Source organism: Bradyrhizobium sp. CCBAU 65884 (assembly GCF_028128835.1).
Taxonomy (GTDB): domain Bacteria; phylum Pseudomonadota; class Alphaproteobacteria; order Rhizobiales; family Xanthobacteraceae; genus Bradyrhizobium; species Bradyrhizobium ottawaense.
Genome location: NZ_LBJU01000130.1, coordinates 306,557 through 327,563 on the forward strand (window position 1 = coordinate 306,557; position 21,007 = coordinate 327,563).

General features: G+C 64.4%; 21 protein-coding genes. 10 read left to right on the forward strand and 11 right to left on the reverse strand.

The genetic code is table 11. From position 1 onward, the window contains the following. Positions 1 to 42: 42 nt before the first annotated feature. From XI03_RS33260 to XI03_RS33280, 5 genes are all read right to left on the reverse strand, one after another. Positions 43 to 324, reverse strand: a complete 282-nt coding sequence (locus XI03_RS33260) for a hypothetical protein (protein WP_038973635.1) — start codon at positions 322 to 324, stop codon at positions 43 to 45. After that, a complete protein-coding gene (locus tag XI03_RS33265) occupies positions 321 to 548 on the reverse strand; it encodes a DUF308 domain-containing protein (protein WP_271594454.1) in 228 nt (75 codons plus the stop codon). Before XI03_RS33265 ends, XI03_RS33260 begins: the two co-directional genes overlap by 4 nt. Continuing rightward, complete coding sequence (locus tag XI03_RS33270) at positions 545 to 1,990, reverse strand: radical SAM protein (protein ID WP_152102120.1); 1,446 nt, start codon at positions 1,988 to 1,990, stop codon at positions 545 to 547. The genes XI03_RS33265 and XI03_RS33270 overlap by 4 nt, the downstream gene beginning before the upstream one ends. After that, positions 1,971 to 2,687 carry a prolipoprotein diacylglyceryl transferase family protein gene (locus tag XI03_RS33275; RefSeq protein ID WP_271594455.1) on the reverse strand — a complete coding sequence of 239 codons (717 nt, stop codon included), beginning with the start codon at positions 2,685 to 2,687 and terminating at the stop codon, positions 1,971 to 1,973. Before XI03_RS33275 ends, XI03_RS33270 begins: the two co-directional genes overlap by 20 nt. Positions 2,688 to 2,768: 81 nt before the next feature. Beyond that, entirely contained in the window at positions 2,769 to 3,533 is a 765-nt protein-coding gene (locus XI03_RS33280) for a Crp/Fnr family transcriptional regulator (RefSeq protein ID WP_271594456.1), read from the reverse strand. A 177-nt stretch (positions 3,534 to 3,710) separates the two neighbouring features. On the opposite strand from XI03_RS33280, the gene XI03_RS33285 reads away from it, so the two are divergent. Next, a complete protein-coding gene (locus XI03_RS33285; protein ID WP_028139293.1) occupies positions 3,711 to 4,094 on the forward strand; it encodes a response regulator in 384 nt (127 codons plus the stop codon). 3 nt (positions 4,095 to 4,097) lie between these two features. Here the strand turns inward: XI03_RS33285 and XI03_RS33290 are convergent, their stop codons facing one another. Both XI03_RS33290 and XI03_RS33295 read right to left on the reverse strand, forming a co-directional pair. Then, positions 4,098 to 5,639, reverse strand: a complete 1,542-nt coding sequence (locus XI03_RS33290) for an alkaline phosphatase D family protein (protein ID WP_271594457.1) — start codon at positions 5,637 to 5,639, stop codon at positions 4,098 to 4,100. A 181-nt stretch (positions 5,640 to 5,820) separates the two neighbouring features. After that, positions 5,821 to 7,266 (reverse strand): TAXI family TRAP transporter solute-binding subunit, encoded by a 1,446-nt coding sequence (locus XI03_RS33295; RefSeq protein WP_028139291.1) that lies wholly within the window; start codon positions 7,264 to 7,266, stop codon positions 5,821 to 5,823. Positions 7,267 to 7,419: 153 nt separating this feature from the next. Here XI03_RS33295 and XI03_RS33300 point away from each other — a divergent pair, with 153 nt between their 5' ends. Both XI03_RS33300 and XI03_RS33305 read left to right on the forward strand, forming a co-directional pair. Beyond that, entirely contained in the window at positions 7,420 to 7,710 is a 291-nt protein-coding gene (locus tag XI03_RS33300) for a 4a-hydroxytetrahydrobiopterin dehydratase (RefSeq protein WP_271594458.1), read from the forward strand. A 98-nt stretch (positions 7,711 to 7,808) separates the two neighbouring features. Then, the gene (locus tag XI03_RS33305) at positions 7,809 to 8,198 is read left to right on the forward strand and encodes a YkvA family protein (RefSeq protein ID WP_028139289.1); all 390 of its coding nucleotides are present in this window, start codon (positions 7,809 to 7,811) and stop codon (positions 8,196 to 8,198) included. 226 nt (positions 8,199 to 8,424) lie between these two features. On the opposite strand, the gene XI03_RS33310 is transcribed toward XI03_RS33305, so the two are convergent. The 3 genes from XI03_RS33310 to XI03_RS33320 all read right to left on the reverse strand — a co-directional run bounded on the left by XI03_RS33310 (position 8,425) and on the right by XI03_RS33320 (position 11,754). After that, positions 8,425 to 9,585, reverse strand: a complete 1,161-nt coding sequence (locus XI03_RS33310) for a TAXI family TRAP transporter solute-binding subunit (RefSeq protein ID WP_038950943.1) — start codon at positions 9,583 to 9,585, stop codon at positions 8,425 to 8,427. 18 nt (positions 9,586 to 9,603) lie between these two features. Continuing rightward, complete coding sequence (locus tag XI03_RS33315; protein WP_271594459.1) at positions 9,604 to 10,464, reverse strand: hypothetical protein; 861 nt, start codon at positions 10,462 to 10,464, stop codon at positions 9,604 to 9,606. Positions 10,465 to 10,779: 315 nt separating this feature from the next. Next, the gene (locus XI03_RS33320) at positions 10,780 to 11,754 is read right to left on the reverse strand and encodes an NADPH:quinone oxidoreductase family protein (protein WP_271594460.1); all 975 of its coding nucleotides are present in this window, start codon (positions 11,752 to 11,754) and stop codon (positions 10,780 to 10,782) included. A 257-nt stretch (positions 11,755 to 12,011) separates the two neighbouring features. Between XI03_RS33320 and XI03_RS33325 the strand changes: the two genes are divergently transcribed. From XI03_RS33325 to XI03_RS33355, 7 genes are all read left to right on the forward strand, one after another. After that, positions 12,012 to 12,851, forward strand: coding sequence for an SDR family oxidoreductase (locus XI03_RS33325; protein ID WP_271594461.1), 840 nt, complete (start codon positions 12,012 to 12,014; stop codon positions 12,849 to 12,851). Positions 12,852 to 12,969: 118 nt separating this feature from the next. Beyond that, positions 12,970 to 13,617: an invasion associated locus B family protein gene (locus XI03_RS33330; protein WP_028139284.1), complete on the forward strand. Its 648-nt coding sequence runs from the start codon at positions 12,970 to 12,972 to the stop codon at positions 13,615 to 13,617. Positions 13,618 to 13,808: 191 nt separating this feature from the next. Then, positions 13,809 to 15,014, forward strand: a complete 1,206-nt coding sequence (rlmN, locus tag XI03_RS33335; protein WP_271594462.1) for a 23S rRNA (adenine(2503)-C(2))-methyltransferase RlmN — start codon at positions 13,809 to 13,811, stop codon at positions 15,012 to 15,014. Between the two features lie 166 nt (positions 15,015 to 15,180). Then, positions 15,181 to 15,675 carry a hypothetical protein gene (locus tag XI03_RS33340; RefSeq protein WP_038973626.1) on the forward strand — a complete coding sequence of 165 codons (495 nt, stop codon included), beginning with the start codon at positions 15,181 to 15,183 and terminating at the stop codon, positions 15,673 to 15,675. 54 nt (positions 15,676 to 15,729) lie between these two features. Then, positions 15,730 to 16,506: a phosphatase PAP2 family protein gene (locus tag XI03_RS33345; RefSeq protein WP_028139281.1), complete on the forward strand. Its 777-nt coding sequence runs from the start codon at positions 15,730 to 15,732 to the stop codon at positions 16,504 to 16,506. Between the two features lie 93 nt (positions 16,507 to 16,599). Next, positions 16,600 to 17,937 (forward strand): argininosuccinate synthase, encoded by a 1,338-nt coding sequence (gene argG, locus XI03_RS33350; RefSeq protein WP_038950950.1) that lies wholly within the window; start codon positions 16,600 to 16,602, stop codon positions 17,935 to 17,937. A 204-nt stretch (positions 17,938 to 18,141) separates the two neighbouring features. Continuing rightward, positions 18,142 to 19,899 (forward strand): alkaline phosphatase, encoded by a 1,758-nt coding sequence (locus XI03_RS33355; protein ID WP_271594463.1) that lies wholly within the window; start codon positions 18,142 to 18,144, stop codon positions 19,897 to 19,899. Between the two features lie 64 nt (positions 19,900 to 19,963). Here the strand turns inward: XI03_RS33355 and XI03_RS33360 are convergent. Beyond that, on the reverse strand, positions 19,964 to 21,007 hold a 1,044-nt coding region (locus XI03_RS33360), incomplete at its 5' end, for an OmpA family protein (protein ID WP_271594464.1).

Sequence of the window (21,007 nt, forward strand, 5' to 3'; positions counted from 1 at the left end):
TGGGCCTTGGTTGACTGAATTTTGCCCGGGAATTCCCGGGGCTTAGCTGCCGTTCCGGGCCGGCGGGGCCTTTCGCCCCATGATGGCCGCCCAGATCAAGACGACGCCTCCGATGCCGATGACTAGTCCCAAAAACACCAGCGACGCGATGTCGGAGGGGATCTGGCCACCCTCGACCACCGACATTCCGCCGAACAAGAGCGCGCAGAGCCCTGGCAGCAGCATGAAGATGCCGGCGATCGCCATCAGCGCGGTCAGGCAGCCGCTGCGCTGTTGCTGGTTCTGCGGAGGCACTGCCGGTGGGTTGGGGCTGGAATCGCTCATGGTCTCTTTCTCGCTGCCCTGATCAGCATCACGCCGGCAAATGCCACCAGCAGTGCGAGGGCGAGGATGGGGGTAAAGCGGGTGTCGAAGTGGGACGACTGGGTCTGGTCGAAGGCAAAGATCAAAGCGCAGATGCCGGGCAGCAGCAGGATAACCCCAAACATCACCATGAGCGCGGTGACGTATCCGCTTCGCGACGGTGGAAGTGGAGGCGTCTCGCTCAACGAGGCATCTCCTCGCGCTGCGTAGCTTCCCGATAAGTGTCGCCGCGCAGCGCCGCGCGAATGCCGTCGATCTTGCCGTTGCGGTAGAACAGATTGTAGGTGTCGAACGGAATGATCGCGCCTTGCTCGGTCACGAAATGGATGCAGCTGCGCTTGACGTTGCCGACGCAGAAATTGAAGCGATCGAGAAACTGCACGATGGTGACGCGGAACACGTTCTCGTAAGAAAGCCCTTCCGGCACCTGAAAGCTCGGCAGGCAGCACAGCAATTCGCAGACGCGCTCGGACGTGTTGAGCGGGCCCGACGACAGCGAGAACAGATCGACGAATTTCTCCCGCAGCACCGGATATTTCTCCGGGCTGATGGTGTTGGGCATCACGGCGACAAGCTGCTCCTGCGGAATCAGCGAGGTCAGCGGCAGCACCCTCTCGCCGTTGCGCAGGCCGTAGCCGATCGAGATGCTCTCGGGGTTGCAGGGCAGCGGGATCATGTCCTTGTCACCGAACACGCCGGTTTCGATCACGCGCTTGCGGATCTCCGACAGCATGATGCGGTCGGTATTTTTGTCGAAATTCTCGTTGCGGCCGGCGTCCTGCACCGGCTGCAGCGTGACGCCGCGCACGCATGTCCAGGTCAGCGCGTGGCGGACGATGTCGCCGATCTCGGCATCGTTGACGCCGCGCTTGATGGTCGCGACCAGCGTGGTCGACACGCCGTAATGCTCGAGATTTTCCAGCGCCTGCTGGCGGATTTTTCGCAAATCCGCGCCGCGCAAGTCGATCAGCGCGTCGCGCTGCAGCGAATCGAACTGGAGATAGACCTCCAGCCCGCGCCTGTTCTCGGCGAGCCGCGCCACGAAATCCTTTTCGCGGGCGATGCGCAGGCCGTTGGTGTTGATCATGACGTGCCGGATCGGGCGGGCGCGCACCGCGTCCAGAATCTCGAAGAAATCAGGATGCAGCGTCGGCTCACCGCCGGAGATCTGCACGAGATCGGGCTCGCCCTCGCTTGCGACCAGCGCGTCCAGCATCTTCTCGACTGTCGCGAGCGGGGTGAATTTCGTTCGTGCCGGCGAGGATTCCGCAAAGCAGACCGGGCAGGTTAGGTTGCAGTGCTCGGTGATCTCGATCAGCGCCAGGCAGGAATGCTGCTCGTGGTCGGAACAGAGACCGCAATCATAGGGACAGCCGAATTCGGTGCGCTGCTGGAATTGCAGCGGTCGGTCGCCGGGCTTGATGAAATCCTTGCACAGGCGCCAATAGGCGGCATCCGTCGACACCAGCGTCGACTGGACGCCGTGCTCCCTGCAGCGCTTTTCGTACCAGACCTCGTTGTCCAGGATCTGGATCTTGGTCGGCACCAGCTTCAGGCAGGTCTCGCAAAGAGATTGGGTCTGGCCCCAGAAAATATAGGGACGCGACTTACGCAACGGCGCGTTCATGCATGGGTCTCGCTTTGGGCGCCGTCGCCAGCATGACGCCGGCGTAGAGCAAAATGGACAGCGACAGCAGGTGAAACAGGGTGAAGGGGCCGATCAGCGTGCCGTAGGGCTTGAGGAATTCCCACGCGAAGCGTTGCGCTCCATAATAGGCGAGAACCAGGTAGAAACCATTGGTGATCACAAAGGCGTTCCGGTTCACGACGGCGAGCACATAGAGCAGCGCGAATACGGCCATGGCCGCGCTCTCATAGAGCTGCACGGGATGGCGCAGCATGCCGTCGCCGAAATCATGGGCCCATGGCAGCGCCGTCGGCGTGCCATAAGTGAAGTCGTCGAGACCCGCGAAGTAGCAGCCGAGCCGGCCGATCGCGATGCCGAGCGCCAGCGGCAGCGCAAAACGGGCACCGGTTCGCGCGGCGATCCCCGCGGACCATTTGTAGAGCTCGATCGCCACGATGCCGCCGGCAATCGCGCCCTCCACCGAGCGCGCAATGCCGCTCTCGCCCGACAGCCACAGATTGGCGGAGCCGAACAGGTAGGCCCCGAGGCCCGCGCCGAACACCAGCGCGGCGATATAGGGCAGCTCAAAGGATTGCGCCGGAAACTGCAGGCACTGCCGCGACAGCCAGTAGACGGCCGCCGCCGCCGCCAGCCACGCCAAGACGTCGAAGATGGTGTGTAGGAAAGCCCCGCTCATGCGGGGGATATTAGCCCAGGTTTCGTCCGTGAGGGATAGTGCGCCTGCTCGTTCTCCACGCCGGGGAAGCGAGGCGGATCGCTAGCTGGCCTCCCGCTCCTCGGTCGGATAGACGCCGCGCAGCACCTCCTCGAAGTGCATTTTCACCGCGTCGTTGCACAGGCAGGCGCGAAGCCTCAGGCCGTCGCGGTTGCGAACCAGGATCGATCCGCGCCTCGTGTCGAGAATCCGTTCCGCCTTGAACGATTGAAGCACGCGGCTGGCATAGCTGCGACCAACGCCCAGCAGCGTCGCAAGCTGTTCGTGGGTCAGCGGCACGCTATCCTCGTCGCCGGTGCGCTCCATCGCCGCCAAGATCCATTTGGCGGTCCGCTGTTCGATCGAATGGATCGCATTGCAGGCGGTCGACTGGAAGATCTGCGCCAGCATGCAATCGGCGTAGCGGGCAAAGATGTTGCGCAGCGACGCCGAGCGCAGCTTGGCCGCTTCCAGCTTGGCGACATGAACGCGCGCAAACGGGCCGCCGAATTTCACGCAGATCCGGGTATAGGCCGGCAGGAATCCTTCGCTGACGATGCCGCCCACCGCGCCTTCGCGACCGACCAGGATGGTCTCGACGTCTCGGCCATCCTCGTTAGGGACGAGAAAGGTCGCGAGCGCGGGTCCACAGGGGAAGTGGACGACCTGGACATCGTCACCGGGGCTGTAGAGCAGCTGGCCGGCGGCGGAGTTTTCGACGGTCACGTGCGGTGCGAGCAGGGCGTAGTCTGCCTGGTTCAAACGCCGCAACAAATTGTTGGCCGGACGGCTCTCGACCTCGGTCATCTTGCTGATACGCGCATCCATCGTGAACTCCCATCCTCCTCCCACCTTAACGAGTTCCGTGCATTCCCTGTGTGCACAAGTGGACAGACTGGAGAACGACAATGTGGTGGGTTTCGTTCCGGGAACCCTCCGATGCGCTGTGCGCAGGCATCGTGTCGCGGCAGTCCTGATCCGAACCCCCACACACAAGATGCGATCATGACACCCGCACTTTCCAATGGCTCAAGCTGGCCGGCCGATGTTCTGATCGTCGAAGACGACCCGATCATCGCGATCGATTTCGAGGACCGTCTGCTCGGGTTTGGGGTGACGGGCGTGCGGACCGTCGGCTCGGTGACGCAGGCGCTCGGCGCCATCGCCAAGCGTGCGCCCGACTTCGCGCTGCTCGACGTCGAGTTGATCCGCGAGACGAGCTTTGCGGTCGCCGCGCGGCTGGCCGCGCTGAAGATCCCGTTCGTCTTCGTCACCGGCTATGGCGCCGAGGCGCGCATTCCGCCTGAATTCTCCGGCCAGCCGCGGTTGCAGAAGCCGTGCTCGAGCGACGCGCTGGAGGCGGCGCTGAAGGTGCGCGCCCTCGATTAGCGATCAGGCCTGCTTCGGATCGAGCGTGGTCGACCATAGCGCGACGTCGGCGCGGTCGCGCAAGGTCACCGTCATTTGGCCCGAGGCGCCGTCGATCTTGACGTGACCGAAGAACTGCATGCCGGCGGAGGGCGGCAGGTTCTGGCTGTCCTTGCCCGGCGCCTTGACGAAGCGCACCTCGGGCCCAAACGTGTTGTCGAGCGCGTTCGGACCGAACGTGCCGGCATGCAGCGGACCCGACACGAATTCCCAGAACGGCTCGAACTCCTGGAATTGCGCCTTGTTCGGATCGTAATAATGCGCGGCAGCGTAGTGCACGTCCGCCGTCAGCCACACCGTGTTGCTGATCGGCGCCATCTTGATGAAACGCAGGATGTCGGCAATCTCGAGCTCGCGGCCGCGCACCGGGCCGTCACCCTGCGCGATCGCTTCCGAACCGCCCTTCGGCGTGTCCGACACGACGAGGCTGAGCGGCATGTCGGAGGCGATCACCTTCCAGGTCGCGCGCGAATTGAGCAGGCCGCGCTTGAGCCAGGCGATCTGGTCCGGGCCGAGGAAGTAGCTGGCGGGGCCGTAAGCGGTGTCCAGATTGGCGCCGTTCGGACCGCGATAGCTGCGCTCGTCGAGCACGAACAAGTCGAGATGCGGGCCGTAGGAGATCTGGCGATAGACCCGGCCCGGCTCAACGATGCTCTCGCGCATCGGATACATCTCGTGGAAGGCGCGGCCCGCGCGGGCGGCGAGCAAGCCGATGTCGCGCTCCTTGTAGGCGGCCGGCAATTCCTTCGACAGCGACCAGTTGTTGGTCACCTCGTGGTCGTCCCATTGCACGAAGATCGGCACCTCGGCATTGAAGGCGCGGAGGTTTTCGTCGGAGAGATTGTATTTGTGCGCGGCGCGGTACTCGTCCAGCGTCTCGGCGACCTTGGCCTTCTCGGGGATGGTGACGTTCTTCCAGATCTTGCCGTCGGCGAGCTTCACCTCGGATTGAATCGGGCCGTCCGCGTAGATGGTGTCGCCCGAGTGCAGGAAGAAATCCGGACGGTGCTTGCGCATCGCCGAGAAGGTGAACATGCCGCCGTCGTCGGGATTGATGCCCCAGCCCTGGCCGGCGACGTCTCCGCCCCAGACGAAGCTGACGTCGCGGCGGTCGGCCGGCGCGGTGCGGAAGCGGCCGACCACCGGCTCGCCCTCGATGGCGCTGTGGGAGAGGTCGCGGAAGCGGACGCGGTAAAAGATGTCCTGGCTAGCAGGCAGGTTCTCGATCAGCATCTTCGCGGTGAAGTCGCTCTCGGGGAGCGCTGCGATCGGCGGTAGCGCGCGGGCATCCCTGAATGACTCCGTCGTTGCCACCTCGACCAGCATCTGCGCGGGCCGATCGGTGCGCGCCCACACCACGCCGCCGTCGACAGTGACGTCGCCCGACTGCACGCCATGAGTGACCATCGGCCGATCGGCCGCGCGCGAGAGATAGGGCATCGCCATCGTGCCGAGCGCACCGGCGCCGGTGGCAAGGAGGCGGCGGCGGGAGAATTTGATGTTCATGGGACGCGTCCGCTGGCTACTGTCTTGCGCTGTCATTCCGGAGCGCGCGAAGCGCGAATCCGGAATCTCGAGAATCCCCGGTACGCAATTGCGCACCTGCGGTCTGGTCCTTCGGACCATCCCGGAATGACCGTGGGAGCTATATTGAGACAATGTGACGCAGCGATAACGCGCGCAAGCGTTACGCGTTGCCGGCGGCCCTGAACTGGGCGCCGGCGCGCTGCAGGTTCTGCGGCAGGCTGAACAGCACCGCCTTGCGGTCGGCGACGGCGGCGTGGAACTGATCCAGCGCGATGTTGAAGGCGGTGAGCGCGGCTTCCTCGATCGCGCCGTGATCGAAGCAGCGCAGCGTGTCGCGCAGGATCTCGTCAGCCTCGGTCTGCATCTGGTCGAGCTCTTCGGTCGTCTCGCATCTGCGTGCGGCGGCGATCATGTCGAGCAGCCGTTCGCGCTGATGGTTGTTGTTGTCGCGCTCGTCCTTCTTCAGATAGCCGGCGAACCAGGCGCCGATCGAGCCCATGGCGGACAACGCCATCAGGCTCCACCAGATGTAATCGCTGTATTTGTCGAGGAAGGTCTTTTCCTCGCCGTCGACGAAGGCGGCAGCGCCCGGATGCACCGGGATCACCGCATCCTTGTCGGTGTCGGGCGTTTCGATCTTCGCCGCCAGCGGGAATTCCGTCACCAGTTGCTGGCGCACGGCGAAGAGCTGGCGCGTGAACGCTGCGATGGTGGTTTCGGACACGCCTTTGCGCGCCACGACGTGGTGCGAGAAGCTGATGGTCTTGACCTCGTCATCCGGGCGGGCGGGCGAGCCGCCATAGGTGCCGGCGGGAATCTCGGACGCTTCGTAGACCGGGTGGTTCTGCGCGATCGCATCCGCGGACTCGATCGCGAGGAAGCTGGGCGCGCCGAAATCCTTGGTGGAGGCGGCGATCGCATCTGCCGTGATTTTGCTGTTGACCGGGCCGGCCGCGAGATAGACGTCGGCCTTCTGGGCCTTGATCGCTTCGGCGACCTCGTTGGCCGGGAATTGCACGATCTCGACCTTGGCGGGATCGACGTTGTATTGCTGGAGGATCACCTTGAGCAGATTGACGTTGGCCTGGGTGCGGCCGACCACGCCGACGCGATGGCCGGCGAGCTGCGAGATCTTGGTAATCTTCGCGCCCCGCTTCTTGCCTTTGCCCGGTACGGACCACAGCACCACGACGTTCTTGCGCAGGGTCGCGACCGCTTGCGCGTTCTTGGGCACGTCGAGGTCGCCGCGCACGATGGCGAGATCGACCTTGCCTTCCGCAAGCGCATTGGCGCTGGCGGTGGCGCCGTCGGTCTGGATCGGTCGCAGCCGCACCTGGCCCTTGCTCTGCGTGAAGGCCTGCGTCAGCGCCTGCACGACCTTGACGTCGTCGCTGTTGGCGGGACCGACCGCGATCTTCAACGTCACGGGCCGCATGGCGAAGTAGTAGCCGCCGACGAGTGCGCCGATGATGGCAAGCACGAGCGCAAGAGACACGAGCGCGGTCTTCCGCGCCGCGGATCGCGGCGAAGGCGGAGAGGGCGTTTCGGCCAGGTCCAATCCCCCGGTCATCGATCTCCCAAACAGGCGCTTCAGGCTCAGTTTCATCTTGGCCGGCGATTTACGCCCGTAATTGTAGCAAATTTCTTGTCCGGCGGGGTTACATCTCCGTCATGGTTAGCGGATGGCGGAAATCCCGTATGAACCCGGGCGTCAGCGGGGTGTTAGGGTAAAGTTCCCCTGAAGGACGGAGATAGGACCATGGCAGAACGGCTCTCGGCGGAGGCGCGCAGGCAGGCGCTGGGCGGACTACCCGGTTGGGGCGAGGTTCAGGGCCGGGATGCCATCGGTAAAACCTTTATCTTCAAGGATTTCAACGAGGCGTTCGGCTTCATGACCCGCGCCGCGCTGGCCGCCGAGAAGATGGATCACCACCCCGAATGGCGCAACGTCTACAAGACGGTGGAGGTGGTGCTGTCGACCCACGACGCCGGCGGCGTCACGGCGCTCGACATCGCGCTGGCCAAGACGATGAACGCGATCGCAGGCTGAGACCGGCCGACGTCTTGCAGTGATCGGCCACATCCCCATCTTGTGATCAGTCGGGATGCGGCGGTCCGCCGCCCGGGCTGAACGGGAGTTTGTCGAACATGGCTGCCGAACACAGCGTCGGTTTCGAGCCGGCCGATCGGCTCGCGGAAGATCGCGAGAGCGTGCGCCGCCGCTTCTGGCGCAAGCTGAAGCGTGTCGCCGCGCAGCTGCCGTTCGCGGAAGACCTGCTTGCTGCTTATTACTGCGCGTTCGACCGGCAGACCCCGCGCCACGTCCAGGCCGCGCTGTTAGGTGCGATCGCCTATTTCATCCTGCCGTTCGATTTCGTCGCCGACGTGATGCCGGTCCTCGGCTTCGCCGACGACGCCGCCGTGCTCGCCACCGCCATCCGCATGGTTTCCGGCCACATCACGAATGAGCATCGCGAAGCCGCGCGCGCTGTGCTGAAGCGCGGGGTGGGTGAGATGGAAGAAGGCGCTGCGCAGTAGGCGCGGTCTGCCAACGCTGTCATTCCCCGCGACCCGGCTACGCCAAGGCTTCGCCGGGGTTGAGGTCCAGGGGCGCCGAAGCTTTAGCGAAGGCGGCAGGCGGGGAATCCAGTACGCCGCGGCTCCTCGGTTCAATCGTGACTGCCTCTGGAAGACTGGATCGCCCGCCCCAGCGCGCAAGTGCGTACAAGGGGGGCGATGACAGCGAGCGTGAGGAAGAAGCTCGCTACTTCTTCCCCGCCTCCACCCGCGCCTTCTCCGCGTCCCATGCCTGGAATTGCTTGAACAGCGTTTCCCTGTCCGCGTCGGACACGTTTGCGGCCGTGGGGCTCTGCTTCAGGAACGCCTCGAATCGTTGCCGTGTCACCGGCTCGACGCCGTGCTTGTCGAGCCATTGCTGCGCCACCGGCAATCTGTTCCACCCCGACAGGGGTGCCGCGAGCGAGACCTCCTTCCATTTGGGATGGAAAGGCGCGTTTTGGAGCGCCGGGAATTTCGTGAAGAACGCGTCCACGAACAGCGCGAGCTTGCGATAGCGCTCGGTGTTTGGCGCCCAGCTATAGGCCGCGAGCACCGCCGGCACCGCGATGGTGTCCACGCTCTCGCCCTCCTTGATCAGGTTCGGATAGTCCTTGGTCGTCAGCGTCGCCGGCAGATAGTCGCTCTGGAGCGGCTTTGCATAGTCAACCTTGGCAAGATGGAAGCGGCCGTCATTGTTGAAGGTCGAGACCGATTTGTACGGCTTGCCGCCGACCACGATGACGGCGTCGATCTCGCCAGCCTTCAATTTCTCCATCGCGATGCGCTGCTCGACATAGACGAAGTTCGCCTTGATCCCGAGCCGCTCGAACACCGTGAGCGCGGTGACGAAGGTGCCGCCATTGGGCAGGTCGACGCTGACCTTCTTGCCTTCGAGGTCTTTCAATGTCGCGATCGATTTCGGCGCGATCACCTGCATCTCTTCGTTGTAGAGCTTTGTCACATAGGTGAACTGCTTCTTGATGTCCTTGGCAAAACCCTTGCGCTCGAGATAGTCGAGCGTGTCGGCCCGCACGATGCCGAGATCGACGCCTTGCAGGAACAGGATGTCGGCAACGCTCTGCACCGAGCCGCGGCCGACGATCGGCAGCACGCGGATCTTGTTGCCGTCGTCGAGCACCGAGGCGAGGTCGGCGCCGAACTGCACGTAGGTGCCGCCGATCGTGCCGGTGATCAGCGTGACGGTGTTGGCATTCAGCGCCTGCTTGGTCGAGGTCGAGCCGAACTGGAAGATGGCCTTCAGGCCGTCCGAGACCTTGGCCGGATCGTATTCGGTCTGCTCGGCGCCGGCGGTGGAGGCATAGATCGTCATGATGGCGGCAAGTGCCATTCCAAAAGCGTTACGCATGATGTCCCCTGAAGAGTTCTAATTCTGAAACCGGACGAGGCGCTGGCGCGCCTCCGCCGATCCGAGTGATGCAGCCCGCTGGTACCAGTCACGTGCGGCGGATGCGTCGGCAATGACACTTCGCGCATCGCTGGTGCCGAGCACCGTGGGATCATAGGTCTGCGCCAGCAGAAGCGCGGCCGTTGCATCTTGCGCATTGGCCGCGCGTTCGAGCAGCAGCCGCGCTGCGGCGATGTCACCGATCCTCAACAGGCTCTTCGCGCGCGTCATCAACCCTGCCAGCGTGTCGGCGTCGAGCGTCCTGACCGGCTCAGGCGGTGCAGGCTGTGCCGCGACGGGCTCCGGTGCCTGCACTGGTGCTTGCACCGGTCCTTGCGCTTGCAGCGCAACCTGATAGGCGGTCGCTATCGCTTCGCGGCTTGGCACCAGCGGTGCAGGGAGGTCCCGTGAGTCGGCGCTCGCCAGCGTCGTGTTGGACACGCGGGCCGGATCCTTGAGCGGGGTCTGCGGTGTCGCCGGCGCACTGGCCGACGCCATGGCCATGTCCGGCGCGACCCCCACCCAGCTACCGGCATTGGCGGTCAAGAAGCCGCGAAAGTCGGATTGATACAGTACGGCCAGAACTGCCAGGGTGGACGCTGCCAGAACAGCGGCGAGAACACGCGGCACAATTCTGGAACGCAACTCCACCGGCGTATATTCGCTTGGGTCCGGCGCGCCGAGCGGATCGGACAGGAACAGCGGAATCGGATCGTCCTGCGAAAGATCGGCCCGTGCGGCGCGCGCACGGACAAAGGACGCGGTCGGCGGATGTGATGCGGCTCGATGGAAGTCGAGCGCACTCGACTCCGTCGACGGGCGATGCGCCGTCGTCTCCATGGTGATGCTCCCCATACTAACGCAACGCAGGGGCATTCCCGGCTTCAGTCTTCTTGCTTTTGTCCAGAAGTGTCCCGCAAATGGAACCGGTAAAACGCCGTTTGAATCAGCCTAAAAAACGACGGCGGTTTGCGCGAATCGGGAAATAGTTAGGTTTGATTGCGGCGAGGCGGAGGAATGCACCGCAATTCTGGCGGTGATGGTTGAGGAAGGTTCAACCAGACGGCGCCGCACGAAAAAGCCGGCGCAGCTTCAGCGTCGCCGGCGATTCGAGCGGTGACAGTTGTGTATGTGGCGATGGCGACGCCTGCATCCTCACGGATGCAGGATCACCTTGCCCATGGCCTGACGTCCCGCGAGCACCTTCAGTGCGTCCGCGGTCTGCGCCAGCGGGAAGGTGCGGTCGACATGCGATGAGATCTTGCCTTCTGCGGTCCACTTCACGAGCTTCTCGAGATTGGCGCGGTTCTTCTCCGGGTTGAGCCGGGTCCAGGCGCCCCAGAACACGCCGCGGATGTCGCAGCCCTTCAGCAGCGCGAGGTTCAGCGGCATCTTCGGAATGTCGCCCGCGGCAAAGCCGATCACGAGGAAGCGGCCCTCCCACGCGATCGAGCGCAGGGCCTGCTCGGCGTAGGCACCGCCCACGGGATCGAAGATGATGTCGACGCCCTTGCCGCCGGTGAGTTTTCGCAAGCCTTCCTTGAGATCTTCCTTGGCGTAGTTCAGCGTCAGCTCGGCGCCATGCGCTTTGGCGAATTCGAGCTTCTCGTCCGACGAGGCGCAGGCGATCACCTTCAGGCCCATCAGCTTGCCGAGCTCGCAGGCGGCAAGGCCGGTGCCGCCGGCCGCGCCTAACACCGCAAGGGTCTCGCCCGGCTTCGGGCTGGCGCGATCTTCCAGCGCATGCAGCGCGGTGCCGTAGATGATGATGATGCCGGCCGCGCGGTCGTAATCGAGATTGTCGGGGATCTTCACGATCGACGCCGCCGGCAGCGCGATCTTCTCGCGCGCGCCGTTGTGGCCGCAGGAGGCGACGACGCGATCGCCGACTTTCAGATCGGTGACGCCGGCGCCGATGCTCTCGATCACGCCCGCGACTTCCGCGGCCGGCGAGAACGGGAACGGCGGCTTGATCTGGTACTTGCCCTGAATCATCAGGATGTCGAAGAAGTTCAGCGCCGCCGCCTTGATCGCGATCACCGCTTCGCCGGGACCGGCCACCGGATCCGGCACCTCGGCCAGCACGAGATCGTCGGGCTGGCAATATTGCGAGCAGAGAATGGCTTTCATGACGGCACCTGAAGCGTTTCGAGTGGAATTATAGTTGGTCCGGTTTTGCCGGATTTAGGCACGGCCGACAATCCGGATTCTTTGTCTACGTCAGCACGAAGGCCTATCCTCCGTCATTGCGAGCCAACGGGTCCGCGTGAAGCGCGGCCCGATGACAGGCTCCGCGAAGCAATCCAGACTATTTCCGCGGGACGGACTCTGGATTGCTTCGCTGCGCTCGCAATGACGGAGCAAGAAGAAAATGGAGGATTCAAACGATGTTTGAAACAGGCCTGCTCAGGAACAAGCGCATCCTCGTCACCGGCGGCGGCTCGGGCCTTGGCGCCGCGATGGGGCGTCGTTTCCTCACGCTCGGCGCCGAGCTCGTGATCTGCGGCCGCAAGCTCGACCGGCTGGACGCAGCAGCGAGCGAGATGCGCGCGCAGACCAGTGGCAAGGTCACCACCATCGCCTGCGACATCCGCGACGGCGCCGCCGTCGACAGCATGATAGAGCAGATCTGGCGCGAGGCGCCGCTCGACATCCTCGTCAACAACGCCGCCGCGACCTTCATCGCGCAGAGCGAGCATCTGTCGTTCCGAGCGGCCGATGCGATCCTGGCGCCGACGCTGCATGGCGCAATGTACTGCACGCTCGCCGCCGGCAGGCGCTGGATCGAGGACAAGCATGGCGGCGTCGTGCTCTCGATCCTCTCGACCTCGACCATCACCGGCCGTGCCTTCACCGTGCCGTCGGCAATGGCGAAATCGGCGCTGCTGGCGATGACCAGAAGTCTTGCGGTGGAATGGGGGCCGAAAGGCATCCGCACCGTCGCCATCGCGCCGGGTCCGTTTCCGACCGCGGGCGCGTCGGGGCAGCTCCGCCCCGAAGGCCGTGACGAGGGCTGGACCGCGCGCAATCCGCTTGGCCGGACCGGAGAGCATGGCGAGCTTGCCGATCTCGCCAGCTTCCTGGTCTCGGACCGCGCTGCTTACATCAATGGCGAGATGGTCGTCATCGACGGTGGCGCGCATTTGCGCAGTTCCGGCGCCGAGGATTTGTTGCGTTGGACCGAGACGCAATGGGCCGACCAGCGCGCCGCCCGATCCAAAGCTTAAGGCGGCGCTGATACCGCTAACTGCCTTCCCAAATTGGACTTTCCCGGCTATCCCTGCCGCGGGGACAAAGCGCGGCCGGGCCATCTTCCAGTCACAATATTGAGGGAACCACTCCAGCATGTGGCGGGTGCTATCTTTAGCTTTGATGATCGGCATGATGACGTGCGGGATCGCCGATCTTGCGCGGGCGCAGACGGCGCAACCGGCGCCGAAAGCCGCACCGAAGTCGGCGGCTCCGCCGGCCAATACGACTGCAAAGAGCGCGGCAAAGCCCGAGAGCAAGCCTGCGGCCCCGCCCGCGGCGGTTGCGGGTGGCGCGGAGCCGACCCTGATCGGCCAGTTCGGCACCTGGGGCGCTTATTCGGCGACGCCCAACGGCAAGAAGGTCTGCTTCGCGCTGGCAAAACCCTCGTCGTCGAAGACCAATCCGCCGAATCGGCCGCGCGATCCCGCTTATGCTTTCGTCTCGACCCGTCCGGCCGAGAAGGTGAACAACGAAGTCTCGGTCATGATCGGCTACGCGCTGAAGCCGGGCTCGGAATCGTCGGTCGAGGTCGGCGGCGCCGCCTTCGCCATGTACACGCAGGGCGACGGCCTCTGGATCAAGAACGCGGCCGAGGAGGAGCGGATGGTCGAAGCGATGCGCAAATCCGCCGAGCTGGTCGTCAAGGGGGTGTCGGCCAAGGGCACCGAGACGACCGACACGTTCTCGCTGAAAGGCCTCGCCCAGGCCCTGGACAAGATCGCCCAGGATTGCCGGCGGTAAGCCTCTCGGCTTAGTCCTTTTAGGCTAAGTGACAACCACGGTCGCAATCGGCTGTTCCGGTTGCTATATAGGGCCGGTTCCAAGTTTTTCCGTCTTTCCGGGATGGTCCGAAGGACCAGACCCGGAATCTCGAGGTTCCGGGTTCGACGCTTCGCGCCGCCCCGGAACGACCACCTAGTCAGGTCCATTCAATGCAACCGACGACGACCGAGCCGCATAACGCAATCCTGGTGGAGAAGACGCCACTCGAGACCTATGTGCCGCCGGCGAGGCCCTCGCTGATCGGTCTGTCGCGGACGGAGCTTGCCGATCGCCTCGGCGAGATCGGCGTCGCGCCGGCGCAGCGCAAGATGCGCGTGCAGCAGCTCTGGCACTGGCTCTATTTCCGCGGCGCTCAGAGCTTCGACGACATGACCTCGATCTCGAAGGGCATTCGCGCCGAACTCGCGCAGCATTTTACGGTCGACCGGCCCGAAGTCGTGGCCGAGCAGATCTCCAACGATGGCACCCGCAAATGGCTGCTGCGTCTGCCGAGCGGCGACAATGTCGAGCGCGCCCATGAAGTCGAGTGCGTCTACATTCCCGAGACCGATCGCGGCACGCTCTGCGTCTCCTCGCAGGTCGGCTGCACGCTGAACTGCTCGTTCTGCCACACCGGCACCCAGCGGCTGGTGCGCAATCTCACCGCGGGTGAGATCGTCGGACAGATCATGGTGGCGCGGGATCGATTGAATGATTGGGCCGATCGCGAGGACGGCACGCGCCGCGTCACCAACATCGTGATGATGGGGATGGGCGAGCCGCTCTACAATTTCGACGCGGTGCGCGACGCGCTGCTGATCGTCGGCGACAATGAAGGCATCGGCATCTCCCGCCGCCGCATCACGCTGTCGACCTCGGGCGTGGTGCCGAACATCGTGCGCGCCGGCGAGGAGATCGGCGTCATGCTCGCGATCTCGCTGCACGCGGTGCGCGACGAGCTGCGCAACGAGCTGGTGCCGCTCAACCGCAAATATCCGATCAAGGAGCTGCTGCAGGCCTGTCGCGATTATCCCGGCGCCTCGAATGCGCGCCGCATCACCTTCGAATATGTGATGCTCAAGGGCGTCAACGATTCGCTCGACGATGCAAAATTGCTGGTGAAGCTGCTCAAGGGCATACACGCCAAGATCAACCTGATCCCGTTCAATCCCTGGCCCGGCACCGCGTACGAGTGTTCGGACTGGGACCAGATCGAAAAATTCTCCGAATACATCTTCAACGCCGGCTATTCCTCGCCGGTGCGCACGCCGCGCGGCCGCGACATCCTCGCTGCCTGCGGCCAGCTCAAGTCGGAGACCGAGAAGCTCAGCGCACGCGAACGCCAGGCGCTGCGCGCCATGGCGATGACGGATTGAGGATGACACCGTACTCGACGTTCGTCATGGCCGGGCTTGACCCGGCCATCTGCATTTATGAGCTGTCATTCCGGGGCGCGCGTAGCGCGAACCCGGAATCTCGAGATTCCGGATTCGGCGCTGCGCACCGCTCCGGAATGACGATGATACGCAACAGGTCCATCAGATGTCCCTGATCGGCCGCCTCATCGTCATCTTCATCGGCTTCCTTGCCGCCTGCTTCGTCGGCGGCATGATCGTCGTCGTCGCCCTGCTGTTTCCGGAGTTCGCCGATCTCGGTGCCGGCCCCGTCGATCAGGGCACGATCGACATTTTGCTGGGCTTCGGCTTCATCTTCGTCTCCGGCTTTGCGCTGGTGCCGGCGGCGGTGATCGTTGCGATCACTGAGGCGCTCTACATCCGCAGCGCGCTCGCTTATGCCGTTGGCGGCGGCCTCGTCGGGCTTGGCTGCTATCTCGGCCTCGTTCCCTTTCACTCCGACACATTTCAGTTCGAAGGCATCGTGCGGCGCCATCTGGAGATCATGACCGGCGCCGGCATCGTCGCCGGCGTGGTCTACTGGCTGATCGCCGGCCGCAACGCCGGCGCCTGGCGCATCCCGCCGCCCCCGCGCCAGCCACCTCCGCCGCTGCCGTCGAATTCAAGGCCGGACGCGCGATGAGTCGTGCCGCTTCCGGGGTTTCCATCCCCGTCCCACTCCGCTAAACCGCGCGCCATGAACCGGACTGGACTCTTCATCGCCCTGGCGCTGTGGCTCGTGATCGGCGTTGTTTTCGGCCTCTATCCCGAGCTCGATCTCAAGCTCGCGTCGCTGTTCTTCGACCCCCAAACCAAAACCTTTCCGCTCAAGCTGAACGACTGGGCGGGCTTTGCGCGGGACGCCGCGATGTGGGTCGCCTGGGCCTTCGTGCTGCCGTCGCTTGTGGCGCTCGTGGTCAAGATGATCCGGCCCGACCGTCCCTTGATGGTGTCGGGGCGCGCGATCGTATTTCTGCTGGTCACCATCATCATGTCGGCCGGCATCCTCACCAACCTCACCTTCAAGACCTATTGGGGCCGCCCGCGCCCGGTGGTGGTGACGCAGTTCGCCGGCGACCAGCAGTTCGTGGCGTGGTGGGATCCGCGGGGCGATTGCGTGCGCAACTGCTCGTTCTTCTCGGGCGAGGGCGCGACCGCGTTCTGGACGCTGGCGCCGGCCGCGCTGGCGCCGCCGGCATGGCGCCCGCTCGCCTATGCCGGCGCGGTGGTATTCGGCGCCGTCACCAGCGGGCTGCGCATGGCGTTTGGTGGCCATTTCTTCACGGATGTGGCGATCGCCGGTCTCGTCAGTTTCGTCGTGATCTGGTTTGCCTACGCGCTGATCTACCGCTGGCCACGGACCCGGTTTTCGGACGAGGCGGTCGATGCCGCCCTGACCCGGCTGAACATGCCCGCCTACCGGCTCCGCCGGCGCCTGTTCAGCGGCAAGACCGGTCCCGAACCCTCGGTTTAAGCCATTAAATGGGTGCCGAGCCCCGCGAAATTTGATATTCGCGCGGTCAACCCGTCCATGACATCAGCCCCTTGAGACCCGATTGGAAGCGCCATGACCACGATCCTGAAAAGCCTGCCCAAGGGTGAGAAAGTCGGCATCGCTTTTTCGGGCGGCCTCGATACCTCTGCGGCGCTGCTCTGGATGAAGCAGAAGGGCGCGCGCTGCTACGCCTACACCGCCAATCTCGGCCAGCCCGACGAGGCCGACTACAACGAGATCCCGCGCAAGGCGATGGAGTTCGGTGCCGAGAAGGCCCGGCTCGTCGATTGCCGCACGCAGTTGGTCCATGAAGGTATCGCCGCGATCCAGTCGGGCGCCTTCCATATCTCGACCGGCGGCATCACCTATTTCAATACCACCCCGCTCGGCCGCGCCGTCACCGGCACGATGCTGGTCGCGGCGATGAAGGAAGACGGCGTCAACATCTGGGGCGACGGCTCGACCTTCAAGGGCAACGACATCGAGCGCTTCTATCGCTACGGACTGCTCACCAATCCCGGCCTGAAGATCTACAAGCCCTGGCTCGACCAGCAGTTCATCGACGAGCTCGGCGGTCGCGCCGAGATGTCGGCGTTCATGACCGCCCAGGGCTTTGCCTACAAGATGAGCGCCGAAAAAGCGTATTCGACCGACAGCAATCTGCTCGGCGCCACGCACGAAGCCAAGGACCTCGAGAGCCTCGACAGCGGCATCAAGATCGTCAACCCGATCATGGGCGTGCCGTTCTGGCGCGACGACTGCAACGTCAAGGCCGAGAAGGTCGCGGTGCGTTTCGAGGAAGGGCAGCCGACCGCGCTCAACGGCCAGACCTTCGCTGATCCTGTCGCGCTGTTCCTGGAGGCCAACGTCATCGGCGGCCGCCACGGCCTCGGCATGAGCGACCAGATCGAGAACCGCATCATCGAGGCCAAGAGCCGCGGCATCTATGAAGCGCCGGGCATGGCGCTCTTGCACATCGCCTATGAGCGCCTCGTCACCGGCATCCACAACGAGGACACCATCGAGCAGTACCGCATCAGCGGCATGCGTCTCGGTCGTCTGCTCTATCAGGGCCGCTGGTTCGACTCGCAAGCGTTGATGCTGCGTGAGACCGCGCAGCGCTGGGTCGCGCGCGCCGTCACCGGCGAGGTGACGCTGGAGCTGCGCCGCGGCAACGATTATTCGATCCTCAACACCGAGAGCCCGAACCTCACTTATGCGCCTGAAAGGCTCAGCATGGAGAAGGTCGAGGATGCCGCGTTCTCGCCCGCCGACCGCATCGGCCAACTGACCATGCGCAATCTCGACATCGCCGATACCCGGACCAAGCTCGGTCTCTATTCGAAGACCGGTTTGCTGTCGGGCAGCGAAGGCTCGCAGATATTCAAGCTCGAGAACGACAAGGGCTAATGCCCTCGCTGCCGCAGGGTGGGCAAAGCGAAAGCGTGCCCACCATCTTTCCGCGACCGAGATAGTGGTGGGCACGGCGCTCACGCGCCTTTGCCCACCGGACGATTGCGCGTAGCCCGGATGGAGCTACGCGCTTAATGACGATGTCATGCTCGACCGTTACGATTCCGCTCCTGTTGGAAACGGAATCGCGGAGCATCGCGTATGGTCAAGAGATCGGCACTCGCCTCTCTCATCGTCCTCGTTGGGACATCGTCATTGTCGGCTCAGACGATCTATCCGATCGATCGTGCCGAGATCCTGACCGGCGCGCAGTTCGACTTCAAGGTCGAGTTTCCCGGGCCGGTCGATCCGGCCAAGTTGAAGGTGACGGTGAACGGCGCGGATTATGCGACCGCGTTCGGCCGTTCGGCGACCTTCATCGAGCGCGAGGACGGCAAGGAGCAGTCGGCGCTGATTCTGCGCGACGTCACGCTGACCACGCCGGGCAGCATTGCCGTGGATGTGAGCGACGGCACGCGCCAGCGCAGCGTCACGTGGATGGTCTACGACACGGGTCCGCGCAAGGCGAAGAACGTCATCCTGTTCATCGGTGATGGCATGTCGCCGGCGCATCGGGTCGCGGCCCGAATCCTGTCCAAGGGCATTGCGGAGGGCAAGAGCCGCGGGAAGCTCGCCATCGACGACATGCCTCATATGGCCCTGGTGGCGACCGCGGGCTCGGACTCGATCATCACGGACTCCGCGAACTCGGCCAGCGCCTATGCGACCGGGCACAAGAGTGCCGTCAACGCTCTCGGCGTCTATGCGGACCGCACTGCAAGCCCGTTCGACGATCCCCGGGTCGAAACCATCACGAGCCTCGCCAGGAGGCGGCTCGGCATGGCGATCGGCATCGTCACCAACACCGAGATCGAAGACGCAACGCCGGCGGCGATGGTCGCGCATACGCGCCGGCGCGCGGCCTATGACGAGATCGTTGAGCAGTTGTTCGCGGCCAGGCCGGATGTGGTGATGGGCGGCGGCAGCGCGAATTTCCTGCCGAAATCTGCCGCCGGCTCCAAGCGCAAGGACGAGACCGACTACATCGCGAAGTTTCGTGACGCAGGCTACCAGGTGGCGACCACCGCGAGCGAGCTCAGCGCTTCTGCCGCAAAGCCGGAGACGGGCAAGCTGCTCGGCCTGTTCGCCACGGGCAACATGGACGGTGCGCTTGACCGCAAATTCCTGAGAGGTGGCGGCGTGAAGAAGTTTCCCGAGCAGCCTGACTTGACCGAGCAGGTGCAGGCAGCGCTGGACATCCTTGCGAAGAGCGAGGCCGGCTTCTTCCTGATGGTCGAATCCGGACTGATCGACAAATATGCGCATGTCCTCGACATGGAACGGGCCGTCTACGACACGATCATGCTCGACAATGCGGTGCGCCAGACCCGCGAATGGGCGCGTGCGCGGGGCGATGATACCCTCATCCTGGTGCTCGCGGACCACAATCATCCCAACGGCCTTGTCGGCACGATCAACGACGACATGAGCGCCACGCCTAACGTTTCCCTGCGCGAGCGCGTCGGCGTCTACGAGCAGGCCGGATTTCCCAATTATCCGGCGCCCGATGCGGATGGCTATCCGTCACGCGTCGATGTCAGCCGCCGGCTCGCGATCTTCTCGGCCAGCCTGCCGGACCACTACGAGACGTTCCGCCCGAAGCTCGATAATCCCAACGAGCCCACCGTCAAGGCGGGCGACGACGGGACCTTCAAGGCCAACGACAAATACAAGGACGTCCCAGGCGCGGTGCTGCGCCCGGGCAATCTGTCGGCAATGATCGGCGCCAGCGTGCATTCGGGTGAGGACGTCATCCTCACCGCGACCGGGCCGGGCAGCGATGGTGTGCGCGGCTCGATGGACAATACCGAAGTCTTTCGCCTCATGGTCGACGCGTTGGGGCTGGCCGCTCGGCAGTAGCAGCGATGCGGTCCAAACAAAAATGGCCGGGATTGCTCCCGGCCATTTGCATTTGTGCTTGCCGTTACCGCGGCGGCGCGGTGCCGGCCGGAGGCGGCGGCAGCGAAGCCTGGCCACCGTTGAGCAGCGGCGTGATGTTGCGGATGGTCACGCGCCGGTTTATCAGGCTCGGACCCTGCGACTGCTCCTTCAGATACTGCTCGCCATAGCCCTGCGACGTCAGGTTCTCCGCGGGCACGTTGAATTGCTGCGTCAGCAACTCGGCCGCGGACTGCGCACGACGGTCCGACAATGACAGATTGTCGACCTCGTTGCCGACCGCGTCGGTGTGTCCCTCGATCAGGAACACCGCGCGCGGGTTCTGCTGAATCGCCTGGTTGAGGCCGTCGGCGATCACCTGCAGCCGAGCCGCCTGGTCCGGCGGGATGGTCCACGATCCCGTCTCGAAGTTGATCGAGTTGACGTCGATGCTCGGCATCTGCATGCGAACATTGGGGCTGTAGCGGATCTCGTCGAGCGAGTAACGCCGATCGATCCGCTGCACCGGCGGCGCAACCATCGTTTGGTAGATCACGTCCGGCGACGCTTCCTGGGCGTCGACGATGTAGCGATCATAGGGAATGTTCACGACCGGCGGCGGCACGTCGACATAGAAGCCGCCGACCGCCCGCGGATCGCGGTAGGTGTTGTCGATGATGACGAGCTCGCCCCCGCGGGGGTCCCTGCGGATTCGCCGCCGCAGCGAACCGTCCGCACCGACCACGGTGATGATCTCGCTGCCGTCGGGACGGACCACGACGGTGCGGGTTTCACCGCCGACGGTGTCGGTGCGGATGTCACGGGCGCCATAGCGGAAGCGATAAAGGTCGTTGCCGCGGACGTAAGCCTGCCCGCCCGGATCGCGGATGATGATGCGGTCCGGCTCGGTGTAGATGGTGCGGCCACCTTCGACGACCTCACGTCGCTGGCTGTGCATGTCGGCAATGGTGGCGCCGATCACGGCGCCGGCCACCACGCCTGCACCGATCGCGAGCGGGGTCAGGTCGCGCTGCTGCGGGCGCGGCGGAGGCGGCAAGGGTGCGGCGATCGTCGGCGCGGCCCGGAAGGC